The 16,758-nt window shown below is 63.5% G+C and carries 18 protein-coding genes and 1 tRNA gene; 12 read left to right on the top strand and 7 right to left on the bottom strand.

What is annotated here, in order from left to right; translation table 11 throughout:
- Positions 1 to 108: 108 nt before the first annotated feature.
- Positions 109 to 318 (top strand): SlyX family protein, encoded by a 210-nt coding sequence (locus tag RPF88_RS29195; protein ID WP_337123646.1) that lies wholly within the window; start codon positions 109 to 111, stop codon positions 316 to 318.
- 23 nt (positions 319 to 341) lie between these two features.
- Positions 342 to 737 carry a hypothetical protein gene (locus tag RPF88_RS29200; RefSeq protein ID WP_127368211.1) on the top strand — a complete coding sequence of 132 codons (396 nt, stop codon included), beginning with the start codon at positions 342 to 344 and terminating at the stop codon, positions 735 to 737.
- On the opposite strand, the gene RPF88_RS29205 is transcribed toward RPF88_RS29200, so the two are convergent.
- The 5 genes from RPF88_RS29205 to RPF88_RS29225 all read right to left on the bottom strand — a co-directional run bounded on the left by RPF88_RS29205 (position 732) and on the right by RPF88_RS29225 (position 4,539).
- Positions 732 to 1,193, bottom strand: a complete 462-nt coding sequence (locus tag RPF88_RS29205) for a GNAT family N-acetyltransferase (protein ID WP_013529636.1) — start codon at positions 1,191 to 1,193, stop codon at positions 732 to 734. The genes RPF88_RS29200 and RPF88_RS29205 overlap by 6 nt on opposite strands.
- 115 nt (positions 1,194 to 1,308) lie before the next feature.
- Positions 1,309 to 2,298 (bottom strand): BMP family lipoprotein, encoded by a 990-nt coding sequence (locus RPF88_RS29210; RefSeq protein WP_013529637.1) that lies wholly within the window; start codon positions 2,296 to 2,298, stop codon positions 1,309 to 1,311.
- 208 nt (positions 2,299 to 2,506) lie between these two features.
- A complete protein-coding gene (msrA, locus tag RPF88_RS29215) occupies positions 2,507 to 3,172 on the bottom strand; it encodes a peptide-methionine (S)-S-oxide reductase MsrA (RefSeq protein ID WP_013529638.1) in 666 nt (221 codons plus the stop codon).
- A gap of 32 nt (positions 3,173 to 3,204) precedes the next feature.
- A complete protein-coding gene (locus RPF88_RS29220) occupies positions 3,205 to 3,528 on the bottom strand; it encodes a hypothetical protein (RefSeq protein WP_024502789.1) in 324 nt (107 codons plus the stop codon).
- Between the two features lie 306 nt (positions 3,529 to 3,834).
- Positions 3,835 to 4,539 carry a hypothetical protein gene (locus RPF88_RS29225; protein WP_245322014.1) on the bottom strand — a complete coding sequence of 235 codons (705 nt, stop codon included), beginning with the start codon at positions 4,537 to 4,539 and terminating at the stop codon, positions 3,835 to 3,837.
- Positions 4,540 to 4,900: 361 nt separating this feature from the next.
- On the opposite strand from RPF88_RS29225, the gene RPF88_RS29230 reads away from it, so the two are divergent.
- The 10 genes from RPF88_RS29230 to RPF88_RS29275 all read left to right on the top strand — a co-directional run bounded on the left by RPF88_RS29230 (position 4,901) and on the right by RPF88_RS29275 (position 14,577).
- Positions 4,901 to 4,990, top strand: a tRNA-Ser gene (locus RPF88_RS29230).
- 112 nt (positions 4,991 to 5,102) lie between these two features.
- Entirely contained in the window at positions 5,103 to 5,327 is a 225-nt protein-coding gene (locus RPF88_RS29235; protein WP_337123650.1) for an alkylphosphonate utilization protein, read from the top strand.
- Positions 5,328 to 5,585: 258 nt separating this feature from the next.
- Complete coding sequence (locus RPF88_RS29240) at positions 5,586 to 5,888, top strand: DUF982 domain-containing protein (protein ID WP_013529642.1); 303 nt, start codon at positions 5,586 to 5,588, stop codon at positions 5,886 to 5,888.
- 448 nt (positions 5,889 to 6,336) lie between these two features.
- Positions 6,337 to 6,426, top strand: a complete 90-nt coding sequence (locus RPF88_RS29245; RefSeq protein ID WP_032808122.1) for a K(+)-transporting ATPase subunit F — start codon at positions 6,337 to 6,339, stop codon at positions 6,424 to 6,426.
- A gap of 20 nt (positions 6,427 to 6,446) precedes the next feature.
- Positions 6,447 to 8,150 (top strand): potassium-transporting ATPase subunit KdpA, encoded by a 1,704-nt coding sequence (gene kdpA, locus RPF88_RS29250; RefSeq protein WP_064995589.1) that lies wholly within the window; start codon positions 6,447 to 6,449, stop codon positions 8,148 to 8,150.
- A gap of 25 nt (positions 8,151 to 8,175) precedes the next feature.
- Positions 8,176 to 8,373 carry a hypothetical protein gene (locus tag RPF88_RS29255; RefSeq protein ID WP_224621338.1) on the top strand — a complete coding sequence of 66 codons (198 nt, stop codon included), beginning with the start codon at positions 8,176 to 8,178 and terminating at the stop codon, positions 8,371 to 8,373.
- Positions 8,370 to 10,463, top strand: a complete 2,094-nt coding sequence (kdpB, locus tag RPF88_RS29260) for a potassium-transporting ATPase subunit KdpB (RefSeq protein ID WP_063168982.1) — start codon at positions 8,370 to 8,372, stop codon at positions 10,461 to 10,463. The genes RPF88_RS29255 and kdpB overlap by 4 nt, the downstream gene beginning before the upstream one ends.
- A gap of 74 nt (positions 10,464 to 10,537) precedes the next feature.
- On the top strand, positions 10,538 to 11,104 hold the full coding sequence (gene kdpC, locus RPF88_RS29265) for a potassium-transporting ATPase subunit KdpC (protein WP_063173076.1): 567 nt from the start codon (positions 10,538 to 10,540) through the stop codon (positions 11,102 to 11,104).
- Positions 11,105 to 11,158: 54 nt separating this feature from the next.
- On the top strand, positions 11,159 to 13,888 hold the full coding sequence (locus RPF88_RS29270; RefSeq protein ID WP_337123656.1) for a sensor histidine kinase KdpD: 2,730 nt from the start codon (positions 11,159 to 11,161) through the stop codon (positions 13,886 to 13,888).
- Positions 13,885 to 14,577, top strand: coding sequence for a response regulator transcription factor (locus RPF88_RS29275; protein ID WP_013529648.1), 693 nt, complete (start codon positions 13,885 to 13,887; stop codon positions 14,575 to 14,577). Before RPF88_RS29270 ends, RPF88_RS29275 begins: the two co-directional genes overlap by 4 nt.
- A gap of 15 nt (positions 14,578 to 14,592) precedes the next feature.
- Here the strand turns inward: RPF88_RS29275 and RPF88_RS29280 are convergent, their stop codons facing one another.
- Positions 14,593 to 16,029, bottom strand: a complete 1,437-nt coding sequence (locus tag RPF88_RS29280) for an MFS transporter (protein ID WP_224675278.1) — start codon at positions 16,027 to 16,029, stop codon at positions 14,593 to 14,595.
- A 222-nt stretch (positions 16,030 to 16,251) separates the two neighbouring features.
- Positions 16,252 to 16,734 (bottom strand): DUF992 domain-containing protein, encoded by a 483-nt coding sequence (locus RPF88_RS29285; RefSeq protein ID WP_337123658.1) that lies wholly within the window; start codon positions 16,732 to 16,734, stop codon positions 16,252 to 16,254.
- Between the last annotated feature and the right edge of the window lie 24 nt (positions 16,735 to 16,758).

The following is a 16,758-nucleotide window of genomic DNA, read 5'->3' on the forward strand; positions in this document are numbered from 1 at the left end:
GCAACGTGGCCGGGGCCTTCACATTCGCTAGTATGACGGAGCCGAAATTCGCATTGCGGCGCAAGACATCGCGGCGCAAGACATCGCGGTGAAGACTGGGGAATTCACATGACCATGCCCGCCAACCGGCTGACGACGCTGGAAATCCGCGCCGCCGAGCAGGAGAAGACCATCGAGGAACTGTCCGGCCAGATCGCCGAGCAGTGGAAAGTGATCGAGCGCATGCAGCGCAAGCTCGACGCGCTGACGGATCGTTTCCTGGCGCTGGAGGAGCAGACGGGAGATGAAGTGCCTGTAGCCAAGCCGCCGCACTGGTGAGGAAAAAGGGAAGGGCGCACGCCATGGCCAGTGAAAGCGATCGCATTGCACGGGCCAGCGACTATGTGCGTGGCCTGATGAACGATGCGGAGCGCGAACGGGCCGAACGTGATCTGGAGATCGACCCGGCCTTCCGCGACGAGGTCGTGCGACTTGCCGAGCGCATGCACGTCTTCGACCGTGCCGAACCGGGGGATGGCGAAGAGCGCTGGAAGCAGATCACGCAGCGCATTGGCGACCTGCCGCAGATGCGTAGTTCTGGCCTGAGCGACGCCAGGCCGCCAACCGTGATCCGAAGCCTGTCGCAGCGGCCATACGGCGTCGGCGTCCACGCGCTGGGCGGCCGGCGTGGATTTGTGGTTGCCGCCGGACTGATGGTGGCGTTCGCGCTCGGTTGTCTCGTCGCGAAGCTGCTATAGGCGAGGCCGGCGAGACATCAGAGCCATCGTCTCGCCGTCCGAACTGCATATCTCAACGATGTTCCAGCCGAGGGCCGCGTAGAAACCACGCGCATCCCATGTGTAGAGATAGAGCATCTCGACGCCCCGTGACGCCGCATGGGCTTCCGTTGCCTTGACCAGCGCGGTGGCGATGCCTTGGCGTCGATACCTTGCATCGACAACCAACCCGGCCAGCCATGGCGTCAGATCATGCGCGGGCTCCAATTCGTGGCGGACCAGCAGGCATGTCCCGACCGGGGTGTCGCCGATCCGGGCCACGAATGCCGCCTCGAAACCGTCACCGGCGATCAAGTCGCGAAGCCCTGCAGCATCTTCCCCGAGAGTCCTTCCGGTTCCCTCGAAAAAGGCAGACAGGCGCAGTTGCGCGACCGCTGCTACGTCGTGCTCGCCCATGGGTCCGATCGTCGGCTGCATCTGTATCTCGAAACGGTGTCCGGCACGGAGCGAAGGTTTCGCTCGATCCGGTAAAGGCAAAACCGCCGGGCTGGCGCCCGGCGGTTTGCAGATCATGGCTGTGTGTTCGTGCCGCTCAATAGGGGCAGGCGTTGTCAGTCGTATAGTCGTGTACTTCGACCTTGCCGGCAATGATGTCGGCCTTGGCTTTTTCGACGGCCGCCTTCATCTCGTCCGTCACCAGCGCCTTGTTGTTTTCGTCCATGGCGTAGTCGACGCCGCCTTCCTTGAGGCCGAGATTCTCGACGCCGCCCTTGAAGGTGCCGTTCTTGCCGTCCATGAAGGCGGTGTAGACGGCGACGTCTACGCGCTTCAGCATCGAGGTCAGTACCTTGCCGGGCTGCAGGCCGTTCTGGTTGGAATCGACGCCGATGCCGAGCTTGCCGGCATCTGCCGCCGCCTGCAGCACGCCGACGCCGGTGCCGCCTGCCGCGGCATAGACCACGTCGGAGCCCTGGTCGATCTGCGTCTTGGCGATCTCGCCGCCCTTGGCCGGATCGTTCCAGGCAGCCGGCGTGTCACCCGTCATGTTCTGGATGACATCGGTCGCGCCGGCCGATTTGGCACCGCCGACATAGCCGCATTCGAACTTGCGGATCAGCGGGATGTCCATGCCGCCGACGAAGGAGACCTTCTTCGACTTCGAGGCCATCGCCGCCATGATGCCGACGAGATAGGAGCCTTCGTTTTCCTTGAATACCAGCGAGCGGACATTGGGCATGTCGACGGCGTCGTCGATGATGGCGAAGTTGAGATCGGGATATTCGGCCGCGACCTTCTTCAGCGCATCCTCCCAGGCGAAGCCGGCCATGACGATCGGGTTGTGGCCGTCCTCGGCGAAGCGGCGCAGCGCCTGCTCACGCTGCGAGGCATTGGAGACCTCGAATTCGACGTAGGCCGTGCCGGTTTCCGTCTTGAATTTCTCGGCGCCGTGATAGGCAGCCTCGTTGAAGGATTTATCGAATTTGCCGCCGAGATCATAGAGGATGGCCGGCTGGACATCCGCGGCGAAAGCCGGAAGAACCATTGCGGTTGCGGCCAGGAGGCCGAGAACGATACGTTTCATGTGATCCACACCCTGTCGGTTATTTTTTCCGTTACGCACCGCATGCCGGCCCGGTTCTCCGGCAGGCATGCGACGTCAGCCAGGAGTGTATTCCCTCCCGCTCGGCGGCAATCTGGCATGGCCCGAAACAAAATTCACGCGGAATTTTGACCTTTTGGAAAAGCTTTGTGCAGGCAAGCCGCACCGCAGCTTGTCCTTGCGCCAAGTGTCAGGCGGAGGCGGCGGCAGGGATGGCGCAAGCGACACCGGTGCCTTTGAGGTTGCACGTGCCGTAAGGGTTCTTTGCCAGATATTGCTGGTGATCGGCTTCGGCGAAGTAGAATTCGGCCGCCGGGGCGATCTCGGTGGTGATCCTGCCGTGGCCGGCACCGCGCAGCGAGGTCTCATACGCATCGCGCGAGGCGCTCGCCGCCAACAATTGCGCCTCGTCGCTCGTGTAGATCGCTGAGCGATAGGCGGTGCCGACATCATTGCCCTGGCGCATGCCCTGCGTGGGATCGTGGCTTTCCCAGAACAGCTTCAGAAGCCCAGCATAGGAGACGATCCCGGGGTCATGGACCACCAGCACCGCTTCGGCATGACCGGTTAGCCCGGTGCAGGTCTCCTGATAGGTCGGATTGGGCGTGAAGCCGCCGGCATAGCCGGCCGCGGTGACCCAGACGCCTTCGATCTGCCAGAACAGCCGCTCCGCAGCCCAGAAGCAGCCGAGCCCGAACATGGCCGTCTCCAGCCCCTCGGGATAAGGACCCTTGAGCGGTCTTTTCAAGACCTTGTGCCTGGATGCGGTCGGGATCGCCCTGGCGCGGCCCGGCAGGGCCTCGGAGGGCTTCGGCAGATTGAGCTTCTTGTTCAGCATGTCGCTGAGAAAGAACATGCGCGGGTTTCCCTCTCTTCGCGGAAAGCGGATCAGTTTGCGACGAACTGTCCGGCGCGACGTTGCCGCCTGTAGCCTATCGCATAGAGCAGGAAAGCCAGCACCGCGAACACGGCGAAGCCCGGCTGGTTCAGCACCCAGGCGATGGCGCCATCCCACAGCAGCGGGCTGGTCTTGGTTCGGATGAAGGTCTCGAAGGCGGCCCGCGTGTCGGGCGAGACCGCCAGCCAACTGCTGTTGAGCGGGGTCAGCACCAGCACGGAGGCCGCCACTGTGCGTGTCGCGTCGAGCACCGCCATGATGACGGAAATCGACAGCGCGATCATTGCGGCAAGACGAAAGACGAAGCGAAACATCAGAACCCTCCTCCGGGCTGGTCCTCTCCCGAGGGGCTTTTCAGAGATAGAATGCGCATGGCTGGATCGCAATCGCCATACGCGAATTTGCAGACTCCAAACTCAGGTCAACGGAGGGCCGGACGACAGTCGGTCGGGTCGCTTTTCATTGACATGTGAGGGCAGCTATGCTAATAATTTCGGTATGGCGTTGACTTGCGCCGATGACCCGCCGCACAGGCGGGTTTTTGCGTTTGGTGCTCGCAAACCGACGCGCCGGCGAAGTCTCCAAAGACCGTGTGAACCCGGATTTGTTGCCCGCGCGAATTATGCGGCCGGCTTCCTTTTGTGCCGGTGGACACGCCAGACAGCAAAAACGCCGCCGCCGATGGCGCCGATCACCAGACCGGCCAGGCCGGTGAACACGGCGAAATAGCCGCAGGCGCCCTCGAAACAGCTCATCTCGGTGGCATCGGCGATCAGCGAGCCGATGGCGAATCCGCCCACGGCGCCGATGACCGCGCCCAGGACGATGCCGAGCAGCGCGGCGATGACCGAGACGAAGGCCGATGGGCTCTCGGTTTTAGGATTGACATAAACGGCATCGGCTTCGGATCCATGGCGCAGCAGATAGATGCAGAGCGCGCCGATGGCGATTTCGGCGCCGGTGATGACAAGCGCCTGGCCCGAGAAGACGAATCCCGGCACCGTAGGGGCATAGGCATGGATGACCAGCAGCCCGACGATTATGGCAATCTGCCAGATCGTGAACTGGCGCGGGAAGCGGGCCGAGCGGCCGAAGGCGAGGCCGAGCAGGTAAAGCCCCCATAGGATGGTGACGATGTCGACGACGAGCCCGCCATAGATAAGGTAAAGCACGCTGTCTGGCAGGCCGGTGGCGCCGACCGCGGGCCAGACGGAGATCAGGCCGTAGACCGACCACGCCATGACGAAGACAAGCCAGCCCACCGGCACGAAGGACAGCCCGCTGTCCGGCCGCCTGACTGGCGTCTGTCCATTGCTCGATGTCATGTCCGCACAATGCCCTCGCAAAGCCTCGGCACCCGACAGGCAACTCCGGGGGAAGTCAAGGGCGGCCGTCCCTGCGGTCCTGCCTGTGCACACCATTGCAGCGGCGGCGCCCGCAAAAACGGGCATGCCGGCGGCCTCGTGAAACACTGTGTGGCCGGCAAAGCGAATAGACTGCCGTTATGGCTTGGCATTCGCCGTCGGATCGACTAGATGAGCCCCGCGCCTGTTGCTTCGACGGCTCAGGTGCAGGGGAAGGCGTTTGCTGGTTGGCGACGCCGATGGCGAAAGTTCCGTCTTGCCCCAAGGGAGGTGCATCTCCCCAACCCGCGCGGCAAAACCGGCCGACGCGACATGCATGGACGGAGAGGTGGCCGAGTGGTTGAAGGCGCACGCCTGGAAAGTGTGTTTACGGGAGACCGTAACGCGGGTTCGAATCCCGCTCTCTCCGCCATCCTGCTTCGCTCTACGAGCTTCGCAGGACAAGCCCGAGCCTCTGCGCGAAGCAGGGCGGTAAACATCCCGCCGCGCTCTGCCCTTGAAACCTGCCAATCACAGGAGATGGCATGCCGAACGATGTAATCGTGCGCGACAGCAATGGCGCTCAATTGAATGACGGCGATTCCGTCACGCTGATCAAGGACCTCAAAGTCAAAGGCGCTTCGGAAACGATCAAGCGCGGCACGTTGGTGAAGGCTATCCGCCTGAACGGCAATCCCGGCGAGATCGAATGCAACACCAAGCAAGTGAAAGGCCTGGTGCTCAAGACCGAGTTCGTGAAGAAGGCGTGAGCCTCAGGGCGGCAAGCGATCTCGATGGCTCCTTCGGGATTTTGGAGAGCCTGCCGTCGCCAAGTGGAAGCGGAGCCGTTGAGCGTCCGGCACATGATCGTTGCGCTGCGAAATTGATAATTTCGCCGACCAGGCACAATCAAAAACCGCCAAGACCCAAGTCTGGAACCTCCGGCCTCATTGCGCGTTTCAGGGCGTCCCGTTCGCGGACCCGCCGGATATCTCTCCAAGCGCGCAAAAAAACCAGGAGCCCGCTTCATGCACGACAAGCTGTTTCATTCCCCGGTCGCACTCTCGGTCGGCCTTGGCTTCAAGCGCGAGATTGCGTCGCTGGCCGAAATGCACGACTTCCTCACCAATTGGACGACCTCCCGCCGCGGCCCGCTCTACCGCAACGCGGTGGAAGCATGTGAACTCGCCATCCCAGGCTATGTGACCATCGAGCAGGCCCGCCACGCGCTCGTCCAGTTTGCGCAAGCTTCTTGTATCCTGTGGCCGGACCTCGAGCCGGTGGCGGGCGTGCACGCCGTTGCGCGTGGCTATGGCGGCTACGCCGCCTGAAGATTGATGTTCTCCGTGGCGGGTAAAGCCACACCATCATAGAAGGCCCGGCTGACCCCCAGCCGGGCTTTCCTGTTTCCGGCAGTTCGCAAGGAAATCGCAATCCTGTGGCTGGCCGCGTGCGCGACAATCCCCTGCGTGGAGTGTTGGGAAGAGCCCGCGCAAAAATCTTTATGAAATTCCTATTTCTTTCCACTGCGCCCCGTCTCGAACCTTTATGGCGATCGGGTCCATATTCCCTTCAGAAAACACATTCGGTTTCGTCGCCAAAGATGCGACGGGACACTTTCGATATATTGCGAACTCTCCTGTCAAGTTCGCAAAGTACAAAAGAACAAAAGGAATAAAAACAATGGATATGGCCGTTATCGGAATCGGAATTTTGTTCTTTGCCCTTTGTTTCGCCTACATAAAAGCTTGCGACGCTCTCTAGAGCGAGGCTGAAAAAATGATCGTCGACTATATTCTCGGTGGCGGCGTTACGCTGTTCCTGCTCGCCTACCTGACCTACGCCCTCGTTCGTCCAGAACGCTTCTGAAGGCACGGAAAGCCACAGCCATGACACTGAACGGTTGGATACAGATCCTGGTCTATTGCGGGATCGTCATATTGCTGGTGAAGCCGCTCGGCGGCTACATGCACCGCGTCTTCAACGGCGACCGGACGCTGCTCTCGCCCGTCTTCGGCCCGCTCGAGCGCGGGCTGTACCGTGTTTGCGGAACCAGCGAACGGGAGGAACAGCACTGGACCACCTATGCGGTCGCCCTGCTGCTCTTCAACCTTGCCGGCTTCCTGGTGCTCTACGCCCTGCAGCGCCTGCAGGGCAGCCTGCCCTACAACCCGGCCGGCATGACAGCGGTTGAACCAGGGCTCGCCTTCAACACCGCCGCCAGCTTCATGACCAACACCAACTGGCAGAACTATGGTGGCGAGAGCACGATGTCCTATCTCGTGCAGATGGCCGGGCTGACGGTGCAGAACTTCGTTTCGGCGGCCACGGGCATTGCCATCGCCATCGCGCTGATCCGCGGCTTTGCCCGGGCTTCGGGCAAGTCGATCGGCAATTTCTGGGTCGATATGACCCGCTCCACACTCTATTTGCTGCTGCCGTTCTGCGTCGTGCTGACGCTGGCCTATGTCTGGCTCGGCATGCCGCAGACGCTGGGCGCCTATGTCAACGCCACGACGCTCGAAGGCGCGCAGCAGACCATCGCCGTCGGCCCGGTCGCTTCGCAGGTGGCCATCAAGATGCTCGGCACCAATGGCGGCGGCTTCTTCAACGCCAATGCCGCGCACCCGTTCGAGAACCCCGACGCGATCTCCAACCTGATCCAGATGGTGTCGATCTTCGCCATCGGCGCCGCCTTGACCAATGTCTTCGGCCGCATGATCGGCAACCAGCGCCAGGGCTGGGCGATCCTCTCGGCCATGGGCGTCATGTTCATCGCCGGTGTCGCCATCTGCTACTGGGCGGAAGCCGCCGGCAACCCGCTGGTGCATGCGCTGGGCATCGACGGCGGCAACATGGAGGGCAAGGAGACACGTTTCGGCATCGCCTTGTCGGCGCTGTTTGCCGTCATCACCACGGCCGCTTCCTGCGGCGCCGTCAACGCCATGCACGGCTCGTTCACGGCGCTCGGCGGCATGATCCCGATCATCAACATGCAGCTTGGCGAAGTCATCGTCGGCGGTGTCGGCGCGGGCCTCTACGGCATCCTGATGTACATCGTCGTCGCCGTCTTCGTCGCCGGCCTGATGGTCGGTCGCACGCCCGAATATCTCGGCAAGAAGATCGAGGCCAAGGAGGTCAAGATGGCGATGCTGGCCATATTGTGCCTGCCGCTGGCGATGCTGATCTTCACGGCCATCGCCGTCGTGCTGCCGACCGGCGTGGCGTCGATGGGCAATGCCGGCCCGCACGGCTTCTCCGAGGTCCTCTATGCCTACACGTCGGCGGCGGCCAACAACGGTTCGGCCTTTGGCGGCCTCAGCGGCAACACGCCCTGGTACAACATCACCATCGGCATCGGCATGCTGATGGGCCGCTTCCTGGTCATCATCCCGGCGCTGGCCATTGCCGGCTCGCTGGTGGCGAAGAAAACGGTTCCGGCCTCCGCCGGCACCTTCCCGACCGACGGCCCGCTGTTCGTCGGGCTGCTGATCGGCGTCATCCTGATCGTCGGTGGCCTCACCTTCTTCCCCGCGCTCGCCGTCGGGCCGATCATCGAGCACCTGGCGATGGCTCACGGGCAGACCTTCTGAGGCCGCCATGTCGTGGTTCAATGCCATGCGCCGCAAGGTCGCCCACAGGGACGATCACGGAAAGGAGGAGGGACCTCCTCCTTTCCCGACCCTGTCGACGTTTCTCGGCCTTGCGGCAGTCATGCTCGTCCTCTGGCTGCTGGCCTACGGGCCGCCCCATCTCTTTTCGGCATCCGATCATCCGGTGCCGTCCAACAACACCGAAGCCGGAGCTTCAAAATGAGCAACTCGAAATCAGCCAGCATCATGGATGCCAGCATCCTGCTTCCCGCCATCGGCGGCGCCTTCCGCAAGCTCGACCCGCGCACGCTGGCCAGGAACCCGGTGATGTTCGTCGTTGCCGTCGTCTCGGCGCTCACCACCGTGCTGTTCGTCAAGGACCTGGTCTCCGGCGGCGGCAATCTCGGCTTCACGCTGCAGATCATCATCTGGCTTTGGTTCACCGTGCTGTTCGCCAACTTCGCCGAAGCGGTCGCAGAAGGCCGCGGCAAGGCGCAGGCGGATTCGCTGCGCAAGGCACGCACCGAGACCAAGGCCAAGCTTTTGACCGGTGAAGACCGCACCAAATACAAACTTGTGCCCGGCACCAGCCTCAAGGTCGGCGATGCCGTGCTGGTCGAGGCCGGCGACATCATCCCGTCCGACGGCGAAGTGATCGAAGGCGTCGCTTCGGTCAACGAGGCCGCGATCACGGGCGAATCCGCGCCGGTGATCCGCGAATCCGGCGGCGATCGTTCGGCGGTCACCGGCGGCACGCAGGTGCTGTCCGACTGGGTTCGCGTCCGCATCACCGCCGCCTCCGGCCATACCTTCCTCGACCGCATGATCTCGCTGGTCGAAGGTGCGGAGCGCCAGAAGACGCCGAACGAGATCGCGCTCAACATCCTGCTCGTCGGCATGACGCTGATCTTCGTGCTGGCCACCGCGACGATCCCGAGTTTTGCTTCCTATTCGGGCGGCTATATTTCGGTGACCGTTCTGGTGGCGCTGTTCGTCACCTTGATCCCGACCACGATCGGGGCGCTGCTTTCGGCCATCGGCATCGCCGGCATGGACCGTCTGGTGCGATTCAACGTGCTGGCCATGTCGGGTCGCGCCGTGGAAGCCGCAGGCGACGTCGACACGCTGCTGCTCGACAAGACCGGCACGATCACGCTCGGCAACCGCCAGGCGACGCAGTTCCGCCCGGTCAAGGGCGTCACCGAACAGGAACTGGCCGACGCGGCCCAGCTTGCCTCGCTCGCCGACGAAACGCCGGAAGGCCGTTCCATCGTCGTGCTGGCCAAGGAGAAATACGCCATCCGCGCCCGCGACATGGCAACGCTGCACGCCACCTTCGTGCCCTTCACAGCACAGACCCGTATGAGCGGCGTCGACATCGATGGTTCGTCGGTGCGCAAGGGCGCCGTGGATTCCGTGCTTGCCCATGTCAACCAATCGACGGTCGCAGCCCATGCCACGCGGCCCGGCAGCGATACCGTCAGGGATCTCCAGGCCATCGCCGACGAGATCGCCAAGTCCGGCGGCACGCCGCTGGCGGTCGAACGCGACGGCCGCCTGCTCGGCGTCATCCACCTCAAGGACATCGTCAAGGGCGGCATCAGGGAGCGCTTCACCGAACTGCGCCGCATGGGCATCCGCACGGTGATGATCACCGGCGACAACCCGATGACGGCGGCGGCGATCGCCGCGGAAGCCGGCGTCGACGACTTCCTCGCTCAGGCCACACCGGAGGACAAGCTGAAGCTGATCCGCGACGAACAGGCCAAGGGCAAGCTGGTTGCCATGTGCGGCGACGGCACCAACGATGCGCCGGCCCTCGCGCAAGCCGATGTCGGTGTCGCCATGAACACCGGCACGGTCGCCGCCCGCGAGGCCGGCAACATGATCGATCTCGACAGCGATCCGACCAAGCTCATCGAGATCGTCGAGATCGGCAAGGCGCTCTTGATGACGCGGGGCTCGCTGACGACCTTCTCGATCGCCAATGACGTCGCCAAGTATTTCGCCATCATCCCGGCGATGTTCGCCGTCTTCTACGTCGCACCGGGACAGACGACCGGCCCGCTGCAGGCACTTAACGTCATGCATCTGGCGACGCCGCAGAGTGCCATCCTGTCGGCCATCATCTTCAACGCGCTGATCATCATCGCGCTGATCCCGCTGTCGCTGAAGGGCGTCAAATATCGGGCCATCGGCGCCGGCGCGCTGCTCAGCCGCAATCTTCTCGTCTACGGCCTCGGCGGCCTCATCGTGCCTTTCGTCGGCATCAAGGCGATCGACATGATCGTCACCACGCTTGGCCTCGCTTAACTCTTTGTTTTAACGCAATTCCCTAGGGAAAACCGCTTCACACTTTTCCTGGAATTGCTTTGAGGAACATCTCCATGCTCACCCAGATAAGACCCGCGATCATCATGATCGTCTTCTTCACGGTCCTGACCGGCCTGATCTATCCCCTGGGCATGACCGGCATCGCCCAGGCGCTGTTTCCGCGGCAGGCCAATGGCAGCCTGGTCGAGAGGGACGGCAAGATCATCGGCTCCGAATTGATCGGCCAGGGGTTTGCCAGCGACAAGTATTTCCACGGCCGCCCCTCGGCTGCCGGCGACGGCTACAATGCAGCCGCCTCGAGCGGCAGCAATCTCGGTCCGACCAGTCCCAAGCTGATCGACCGCATCAAGGGCGACGCCGAGAAGTTGAAAGCGGAAAACCCGAACCAGCCTGTTCCGATGGATCTGGTGACGACGTCCGGCAGTGGCCTCGATCCCGACATCAGCCCGGAAGCCGCCTACTTCCAGGTCGCTCGGGTGGCCAAGGCCAGGGGCATCGAGGAAGCCAGGGTCAAGGCGCTTGTCGATGCCCAAGTCGAGGGCAGGGAACTCGGCTTCATGGGTGAGCCTGTGGTCAATGTGCTTGGCCTCAACCTTGCGCTGGACGTAGCGAAAGAGTGAATGGCGGCGGCCGGGGATCGACAGTACCCCCGGCGCCATCCATGATCGATCCCGATGCCTGACGACAGAAGCAGCGACACCAGACCCTCGCCCGACGCACTGCTTGACCATGCCGAGCGGGAGGGTCGCGGCCGCCTGAGAATTTTCCTCGGCGCGGCACCGGGCGTCGGCAAAACCTATGAGATGCTGATGTCGGGCCGCGCCAGGCTGGCCGACGGCGTGGATGTGGTGATCGGCGTCGTCGAGACGCATGGCCGCAAGGAGACGCTGGCCCTGGTCGAGGGCTATGAGATCATTCCCCGCCGCAAGGTCGACTACAAAGGGCGCATCCTCGACGAGATGGATATCGATGCCATCCTCGCCCGGCGCCCGGCGCTGGTTCTTGTCGACGAACTCGCCCACACCAATGCGCCCGGCAGCCGCCATCCCAAGCGCTATCTCGATGTCCAGGAGATCCTGACGCACGGCATCGACGTCTATACGACGCTCAACATCCAGCATGTCGAAAGCCTGAACGACGTCGTCGCCCAGATCACCAAGGTCAGGGTTCGCGAGACGGTTCCCGATTCCATCATCGACCAGGCCGACGATGTCGAGATCATCGATCTCACCCCCGACGACCTGATCAAGCGGCTCGAGGAAGGCAAGGTCTATTTCCCCAATACCGCGCAGCGCGCAATCGAGAACTATTTCTCGCCGGGCAACCTGACGGCGCTCAGGGAACTGGCGCTGCGCCGCACCGCGCAGCGTGTCGACGACCAGTTGCTCATCCATATGCAGGCGCACGCCATTCCCGGACCGTGGGCGGCAGGCGAAAGGGTCCTCGTCTGCCTCGACGCGCGACCTGGAGGAGCGGCCCGCGTGCGCTATGCGCGCAGGCTGGCCGACCGGCTGCGTGCGCCGTGGACGGCGCTGCACGTCGACAGCACGCGCTCGGCCAGCATGCCTGAGGATGACAAGGACCGGCTGGCGACGAACCTGCGCCTTGCCCAGCAGCTTGGCGCCGAGGTGACGACCATTCCGGGTCAGAATGTGGCGCAGGACATCGTGCGTTATGCGACGGCGAACAATTTTACCCATATCGTCGTCGGCAGGCCGACCCGGTCGCGCTGGCGCGAATTGATCGAAGGCTCGCTCACCTATGACCTCATCCGCAATGCCGGCGATATCAGCGTCCATGTCATTTCGGGAAGCGAACGCGGCACCGAGGCGGCGTCGCGGAGCGTCAAGGCGGCCGACGAGCAGTGGCAGTTCGAAATCCGGCCCTATCTCAAGGCGACGGCCTTTGTCATCGGCTCGCTCGCCTTCGCCGTCCTTCTCGATCAGTTTCTCGACGTTCGCAATCTGGCGATCATTCTGCTCATTGGGGTGCTGGCATCGGCGGTGACCGGCGGCCTGTGGCCGGCTCTGTATGCTTGTTTCGTCAGCGCCCTTGCTTTCAATTATTTCTTCCTGGAGCCGCGCTATACGCTGACGATCAGGGATCCGGAGAGCATCGTCGCGCTTGGGGTCTTTCTCGTCGTTGCGGTCATTGCCAGCAATCTGACGGCGCGCGTGCAGCGCCAGGCGGTCGCCGCCCGCTCGCGGGCGCGGGCGACCGAGGATATCTACCTCTTTTCGAAGAAGCTCGCCGGCGCCGGGACGCTGGACGACGTCCTCTGGGCCACCGCCTTCCAGATCGCCTCGATGCTGAAGTTGCGCGTGGTGCTGCTTTTGCCGGAAGACGGGACGATCACCGTCAAGGCCGGCTATCCGCCTGATGACACGCTGGCCGAAGCCGACATCGCCGCCGCCCGCTGGGCCTGGGAGCACAATCGTGCCGCAGGTCGCGGCGCCGACACGCTTCCGGGTGCCAAGCGCCTCTATCTGCCCTTGCGGACAGGACGCACGCCCATCGGCGTCGTCGGCCTCGACAACGACAAGCAGGGACCGTTGCTGACGCCCGAGCAGCAGCGGCTTCTCGACGCACTGGCCGACCAGGCGGCAGTCGCCATCGAACGTATCCAACTGGTCGCCGACGTCGACCGGGCCAAGCTCGCCGCCGAGGCGGACAGGCTGCGCTCGGCGCTGCTCACCTCCATTTCCCATGATCTGAAGACGCCGCTCGCCGCCATCATGGGCGCCGCCGGCACGCTGCGGGATTTTTCAGCAGCACTTCCCGAACCGGATCGGGCCGAACTGCTGTCGACGGTGCTCGACGAATCCGAGCGGTTGAACCGCTTCATCGCCAATCTGCTCGACATGACCAAGATCGAGTCCGGCGCGATGGAGCCGAACTACGCCTTTCACTATGTCGGCGACATCGTCGGCTCCGCCCTGCAAAGGGCCAGGAAAATCATCGGCGAGCACAAGATCGAGACGGACATCCCCAGGGATTTGCCGATGTTGAAGGTCGACCCGGTGCTGTTCGAGCAAGCGTTGTTCAATCTTCTCGACAATGCGGCGAAATATGCCCCGGCCGGCTCGACGATCCGCGTCCAGGGCTGGACCGACAATGGCTCCGTCCTGCTGCAGATCATGGATGAAGGGCCGGGCATTCCTCCCGGCGATCTGGAACGGATTTTCGACACCTTCTACCGGGTGCGCAAGCGCGATCAGATCCGCGCCGGCACCGGGCTCGGCCTGTCGATCTGCCGCGGCTTCATCGAGGCGATGGGTGGCACGATCACGGCGGCAAACCGGACCGACGGTTCGGGCGCGGTCTTCACCATCAAAATGCCCAAGCCGGCAAATCCGCCCAATTTCGACGCTTCGAATACCGACGATGTGGGTGACCTGGCATGACAAACTCGAACGTCAGGATACTGGTCGTCGATGACGAGCCGCCGATCCGCAAGCTGCTGCGCGTCGGCCTCGGCAGCCAGGGCTACGCGATCAGCGAGGCGCCGAATGCCAGGGCGGCCATCGAGCTGATGGAGGCGGAGAAGCCGGACCTCGTCTTGCTCGACCTTGGCCTGCCCGGCATGAGCGGCCATGAGTTGCTGCGCAAATGGCGCGACGACGGCCTCGACATTCCGGTGGTCATCCTGTCCAGCCGGACCGACGAGGCCGGTATCGTCCAGGCCCTGGAGCTCGGCGCCGACGACTATGTCACCAAACCCTTCGGCATGAACGAACTGGTCGCACGCATCCGCGTGGCGCTCCGCCACAAGTTCCAGCAACAGGGCGAGAAGCCGATTTTCCAGACCGGCGATCTCAGCGTCGATCTGGTCAAGCGCATCGTCAAGGTCGAGGGCAAGGAGGTAAAGCTGTCGCCGAAGGAATACGACATCCTGCGCATGCTGGTGCAGCACGCCGGCAAGGTGCTGACCCACCATTTCCTGTTGAAGCAGGTCTGGGGCGACTCGACCGACGTGCAGTATCTCAGGGTCTATGTGCGGCAGCTCAGGCAGAAGATCGAGAAGAGCCCCGATCAGCCGCGCTACATCACCACCGAGACCGGCGTCGGCTACCGCCTGCGCGAGGTCGAATGAGCGGGTTGGGCGCTTCTAGCCAGTAGCTTCCAGCTGCTGGCCAAGCGGCTTGGAAACCCGCAAGGCCGCCAGGCAGCCGACAATGCCGAGCGGGATGAAGGCAAGAAACAGCCAGGACGCGACATTCGCCGCCGCGTCGTGGTTCAAACCTTGCGAAAAGCCGCTGGCATTGGCGACGATGCCGGCAAGGGCTGCACCCACGGCGTAGCCGATGCGCTGCATGGTCGGCACCGCCGCCGAGGCGATGGTCTGCTCGCTCTTCGGGGCGGAGGCGACGATGACGCGTGTCAGGAACGGCCAGGCGATGCCGAAGCCGCCGCCTTGCAACAGGGCACAGATCAGGATGAGCGGGATGGAGCCCAGGGGTATCGTGTAGGCAAAGCCGGCGATGCCGGCCGCGATCATCACCGCGCCGCCGATGATGATCAGCCGCTCGCGCCGCGGGGGCGCGTTGGCGACCAGGATCGACAGGATCGACCAGGCGATCGATTCGGCGGCGATGATGTAGCCGGTGGTCAGCAGCGGAATGTCGTGAAGGCTGGTCAGCAGCAGCGGCCCGTAGACGCCGAAGGAACAGGTGGCCACCGAAAAGGCGGCAACCATGGTCATGCCGGCGCCGACCGGCGTGCGCCATGAGAACAGCCGCGCCGGGAACAGCCGCGAAAGCGGCTTCAGCGCGTCGATGGTGAAGAACAGCAGCAGGCCGATGAGGCCGAAGGCCATCAGCAGCGAAGAGCGTAGCAAGGCGATGTCGACGCCGGCCGAGGCGATCAGCACCACGGCAACGGTAAGGCAGGCAAGGGCCGCGAACGGGAAGGGCGGCGCCCCGCCTGCGCTCGCCTTCGGCCTCGTCGCCTCCGGCGTGTCGAGCACGATGAAACTTGCCAGCGCCATGGCTGCGCCGCCGAGGGTGAAGATGCCGAAGGCCCAGCGCCATGACAAAAGCTCGGTCATGATCGCGCCGAGCAATGGTCCGCTGAAGGCGGCGACGCCCCAGATCGCCGACATGATGCCGAAAAGCTGCGGCCAGATGGCGCGCGAGAACAGTCGTTCGACCGAGACGAAGGCCAGCGACACCAGCGCACCGCCGCCAAGTCCTTCGATCAGGCGGCCGGCGAGGAACAGTTGCATGGAAGGCGAGGTGGCGCAGATCAGGGCGCCTGCTGCGTAGAGCAGGGCTGCGACCACCATGTTGGTGCGCAAGGGGACATAACTCACCAGCCGTCCGGCGGCCGCGCCGGCAACGATGGCACCGAGTTCGTAGATCGCCAGCGACCAGCCGACGAGCTGCACGCCCGCCAGTTCGCCGACCATGGCCGGCATCACCGTTGCCACCATCGTCTCGTTGGTGGCGTGCAAGAGGATGCCGAGGCTGATGAAGCAGAAGCGCGCCAGGTCGCCGCTTGCCCATAATCCGCGCCAGTCGACCTTGTTTGTGCTGATCCCGGTCATTTCCACCCCTGTCTTGCATATCTCGACGCCAGCGCAGGACGCCAGAAGCCAGTACGGCTTTCCGGCAGGACCATGCGGTTCGACAGCGCCGGATCGGGCGCCGCATCGAGGCGTTGTTGCGTTCGGGGCAGGCTTGTAAAACCTCAACCGGGGTTGAGCTCAAGCGGTTTTTTGAGGACCGTTCGCGCGGCAGCCTTTCCGATTGGCGGGTTCGTTGCGCGATCAGTTCTCGGTGCTGCGCAGCTGGAACTGGCTGACGCCGATCGCGAGGTTCATGCCGGTCTGCGTCTGCAAGCTGAGCGGCTGCAAGGTGAAGGCCTGAGCGGAGCCGCCGACCAGGAGATTGGCGCCGGCGCCGACGGCGGCCGTCACCTCGGCGCTGGCGCCGATGTAGTCGCCGGCCAGCGCACCCGGCGCGTAGATGTTCTTCAGCGGCGTCAGCACGATCCACTGCATGACCGTCTGCTTCGTCGTGCCGATGTCGAGGCCGTATTTGTTGACGACGCCGAAATAGGCTTCCGGCGCGAAGCTCTTGTCGGCGGGGTTGAAGGTGCAGCTCAGATCCTTGCTCGAGCCGAAGATGAAGCCGGTGCCGCCGCCAATGGCACAGTCAAGCGTACCGAGCTCTATGCCTCGGTCCTGCGCCTGCGCTGCTCCGACAAACACGGTAGCGAATATGGCAGCAGCAATGGCTGTCTTCAGCATGATGGTCCCCTCAAAAATCAACGG

Origin of the sequence: Mesorhizobium sp. ISC11, from assembly GCF_037162595.1 — a bacterium.
Lineage (GTDB): Bacteria > Pseudomonadota > Alphaproteobacteria > Rhizobiales > Rhizobiaceae > Mesorhizobium > Mesorhizobium ciceri.

Excerpts from the sequence above, each read along its gene's own strand:
- RPF88_RS29245 (WP_032808122.1), top strand. The coding sequence starts at position 6,337 with ATGATCGTCGACTATATTCTCGGTGGCGGCGTTACGCTGTTCCTGCTC.
- RPF88_RS29280 (WP_224675278.1), bottom strand. The coding sequence starts at position 16,029 with ATGACCGGGATCAGCACAAACAAGGTCGACTGGCGCGGATTATGGGCA.
- RPF88_RS29285 (WP_337123658.1), bottom strand. The coding sequence starts at position 16,734 with ATGCTGAAGACAGCCATTGCTGCTGCCATATTCGCTACCGTGTTTGTC.
- RPF88_RS29205 (WP_013529636.1), bottom strand. The coding sequence starts at position 1,193 with ATGCAGCCGACGATCGGACCCATGGGCGAGCACGACGTAGCAGCGGTC.
- RPF88_RS29255 (WP_224621338.1), top strand. The coding sequence starts at position 8,176 with ATGCGCCGCAAGGTCGCCCACAGGGACGATCACGGAAAGGAGGAGGGA.
- RPF88_RS29200 (WP_127368211.1), top strand. The coding sequence starts at position 342 with ATGGCCAGTGAAAGCGATCGCATTGCACGGGCCAGCGACTATGTGCGT.
- RPF88_RS29220 (WP_024502789.1), bottom strand. The coding sequence starts at position 3,528 with ATGTTTCGCTTCGTCTTTCGTCTTGCCGCAATGATCGCGCTGTCGATT.
- RPF88_RS29225 (WP_245322014.1), bottom strand. The coding sequence starts at position 4,539 with ATGACATCGAGCAATGGACAGACGCCAGTCAGGCGGCCGGACAGCGGG.
- RPF88_RS29240 (WP_013529642.1), top strand. The coding sequence starts at position 5,586 with ATGCACGACAAGCTGTTTCATTCCCCGGTCGCACTCTCGGTCGGCCTT.
- RPF88_RS29210 (WP_013529637.1), bottom strand. The coding sequence starts at position 2,298 with ATGAAACGTATCGTTCTCGGCCTCCTGGCCGCAACCGCAATGGTTCTT.
- kdpB (WP_063168982.1), top strand. The coding sequence starts at position 8,370 with ATGAGCAACTCGAAATCAGCCAGCATCATGGATGCCAGCATCCTGCTT.
- RPF88_RS29235 (WP_337123650.1), top strand. The coding sequence starts at position 5,103 with ATGCCGAACGATGTAATCGTGCGCGACAGCAATGGCGCTCAATTGAAT.
- msrA (WP_013529638.1), bottom strand. The coding sequence starts at position 3,172 with ATGTTCTTTCTCAGCGACATGCTGAACAAGAAGCTCAATCTGCCGAAG.
- RPF88_RS29270 (WP_337123656.1), top strand. The coding sequence starts at position 11,159 with ATGCCTGACGACAGAAGCAGCGACACCAGACCCTCGCCCGACGCACTG.
- RPF88_RS29275 (WP_013529648.1), top strand. The coding sequence starts at position 13,885 with ATGACAAACTCGAACGTCAGGATACTGGTCGTCGATGACGAGCCGCCG.
- RPF88_RS29195 (WP_337123646.1), top strand. The coding sequence starts at position 109 with ATGACCATGCCCGCCAACCGGCTGACGACGCTGGAAATCCGCGCCGCC.
- kdpC (WP_063173076.1), top strand. The coding sequence starts at position 10,538 with ATGCTCACCCAGATAAGACCCGCGATCATCATGATCGTCTTCTTCACG.
- kdpA (WP_064995589.1), top strand. The coding sequence starts at position 6,447 with ATGACACTGAACGGTTGGATACAGATCCTGGTCTATTGCGGGATCGTC.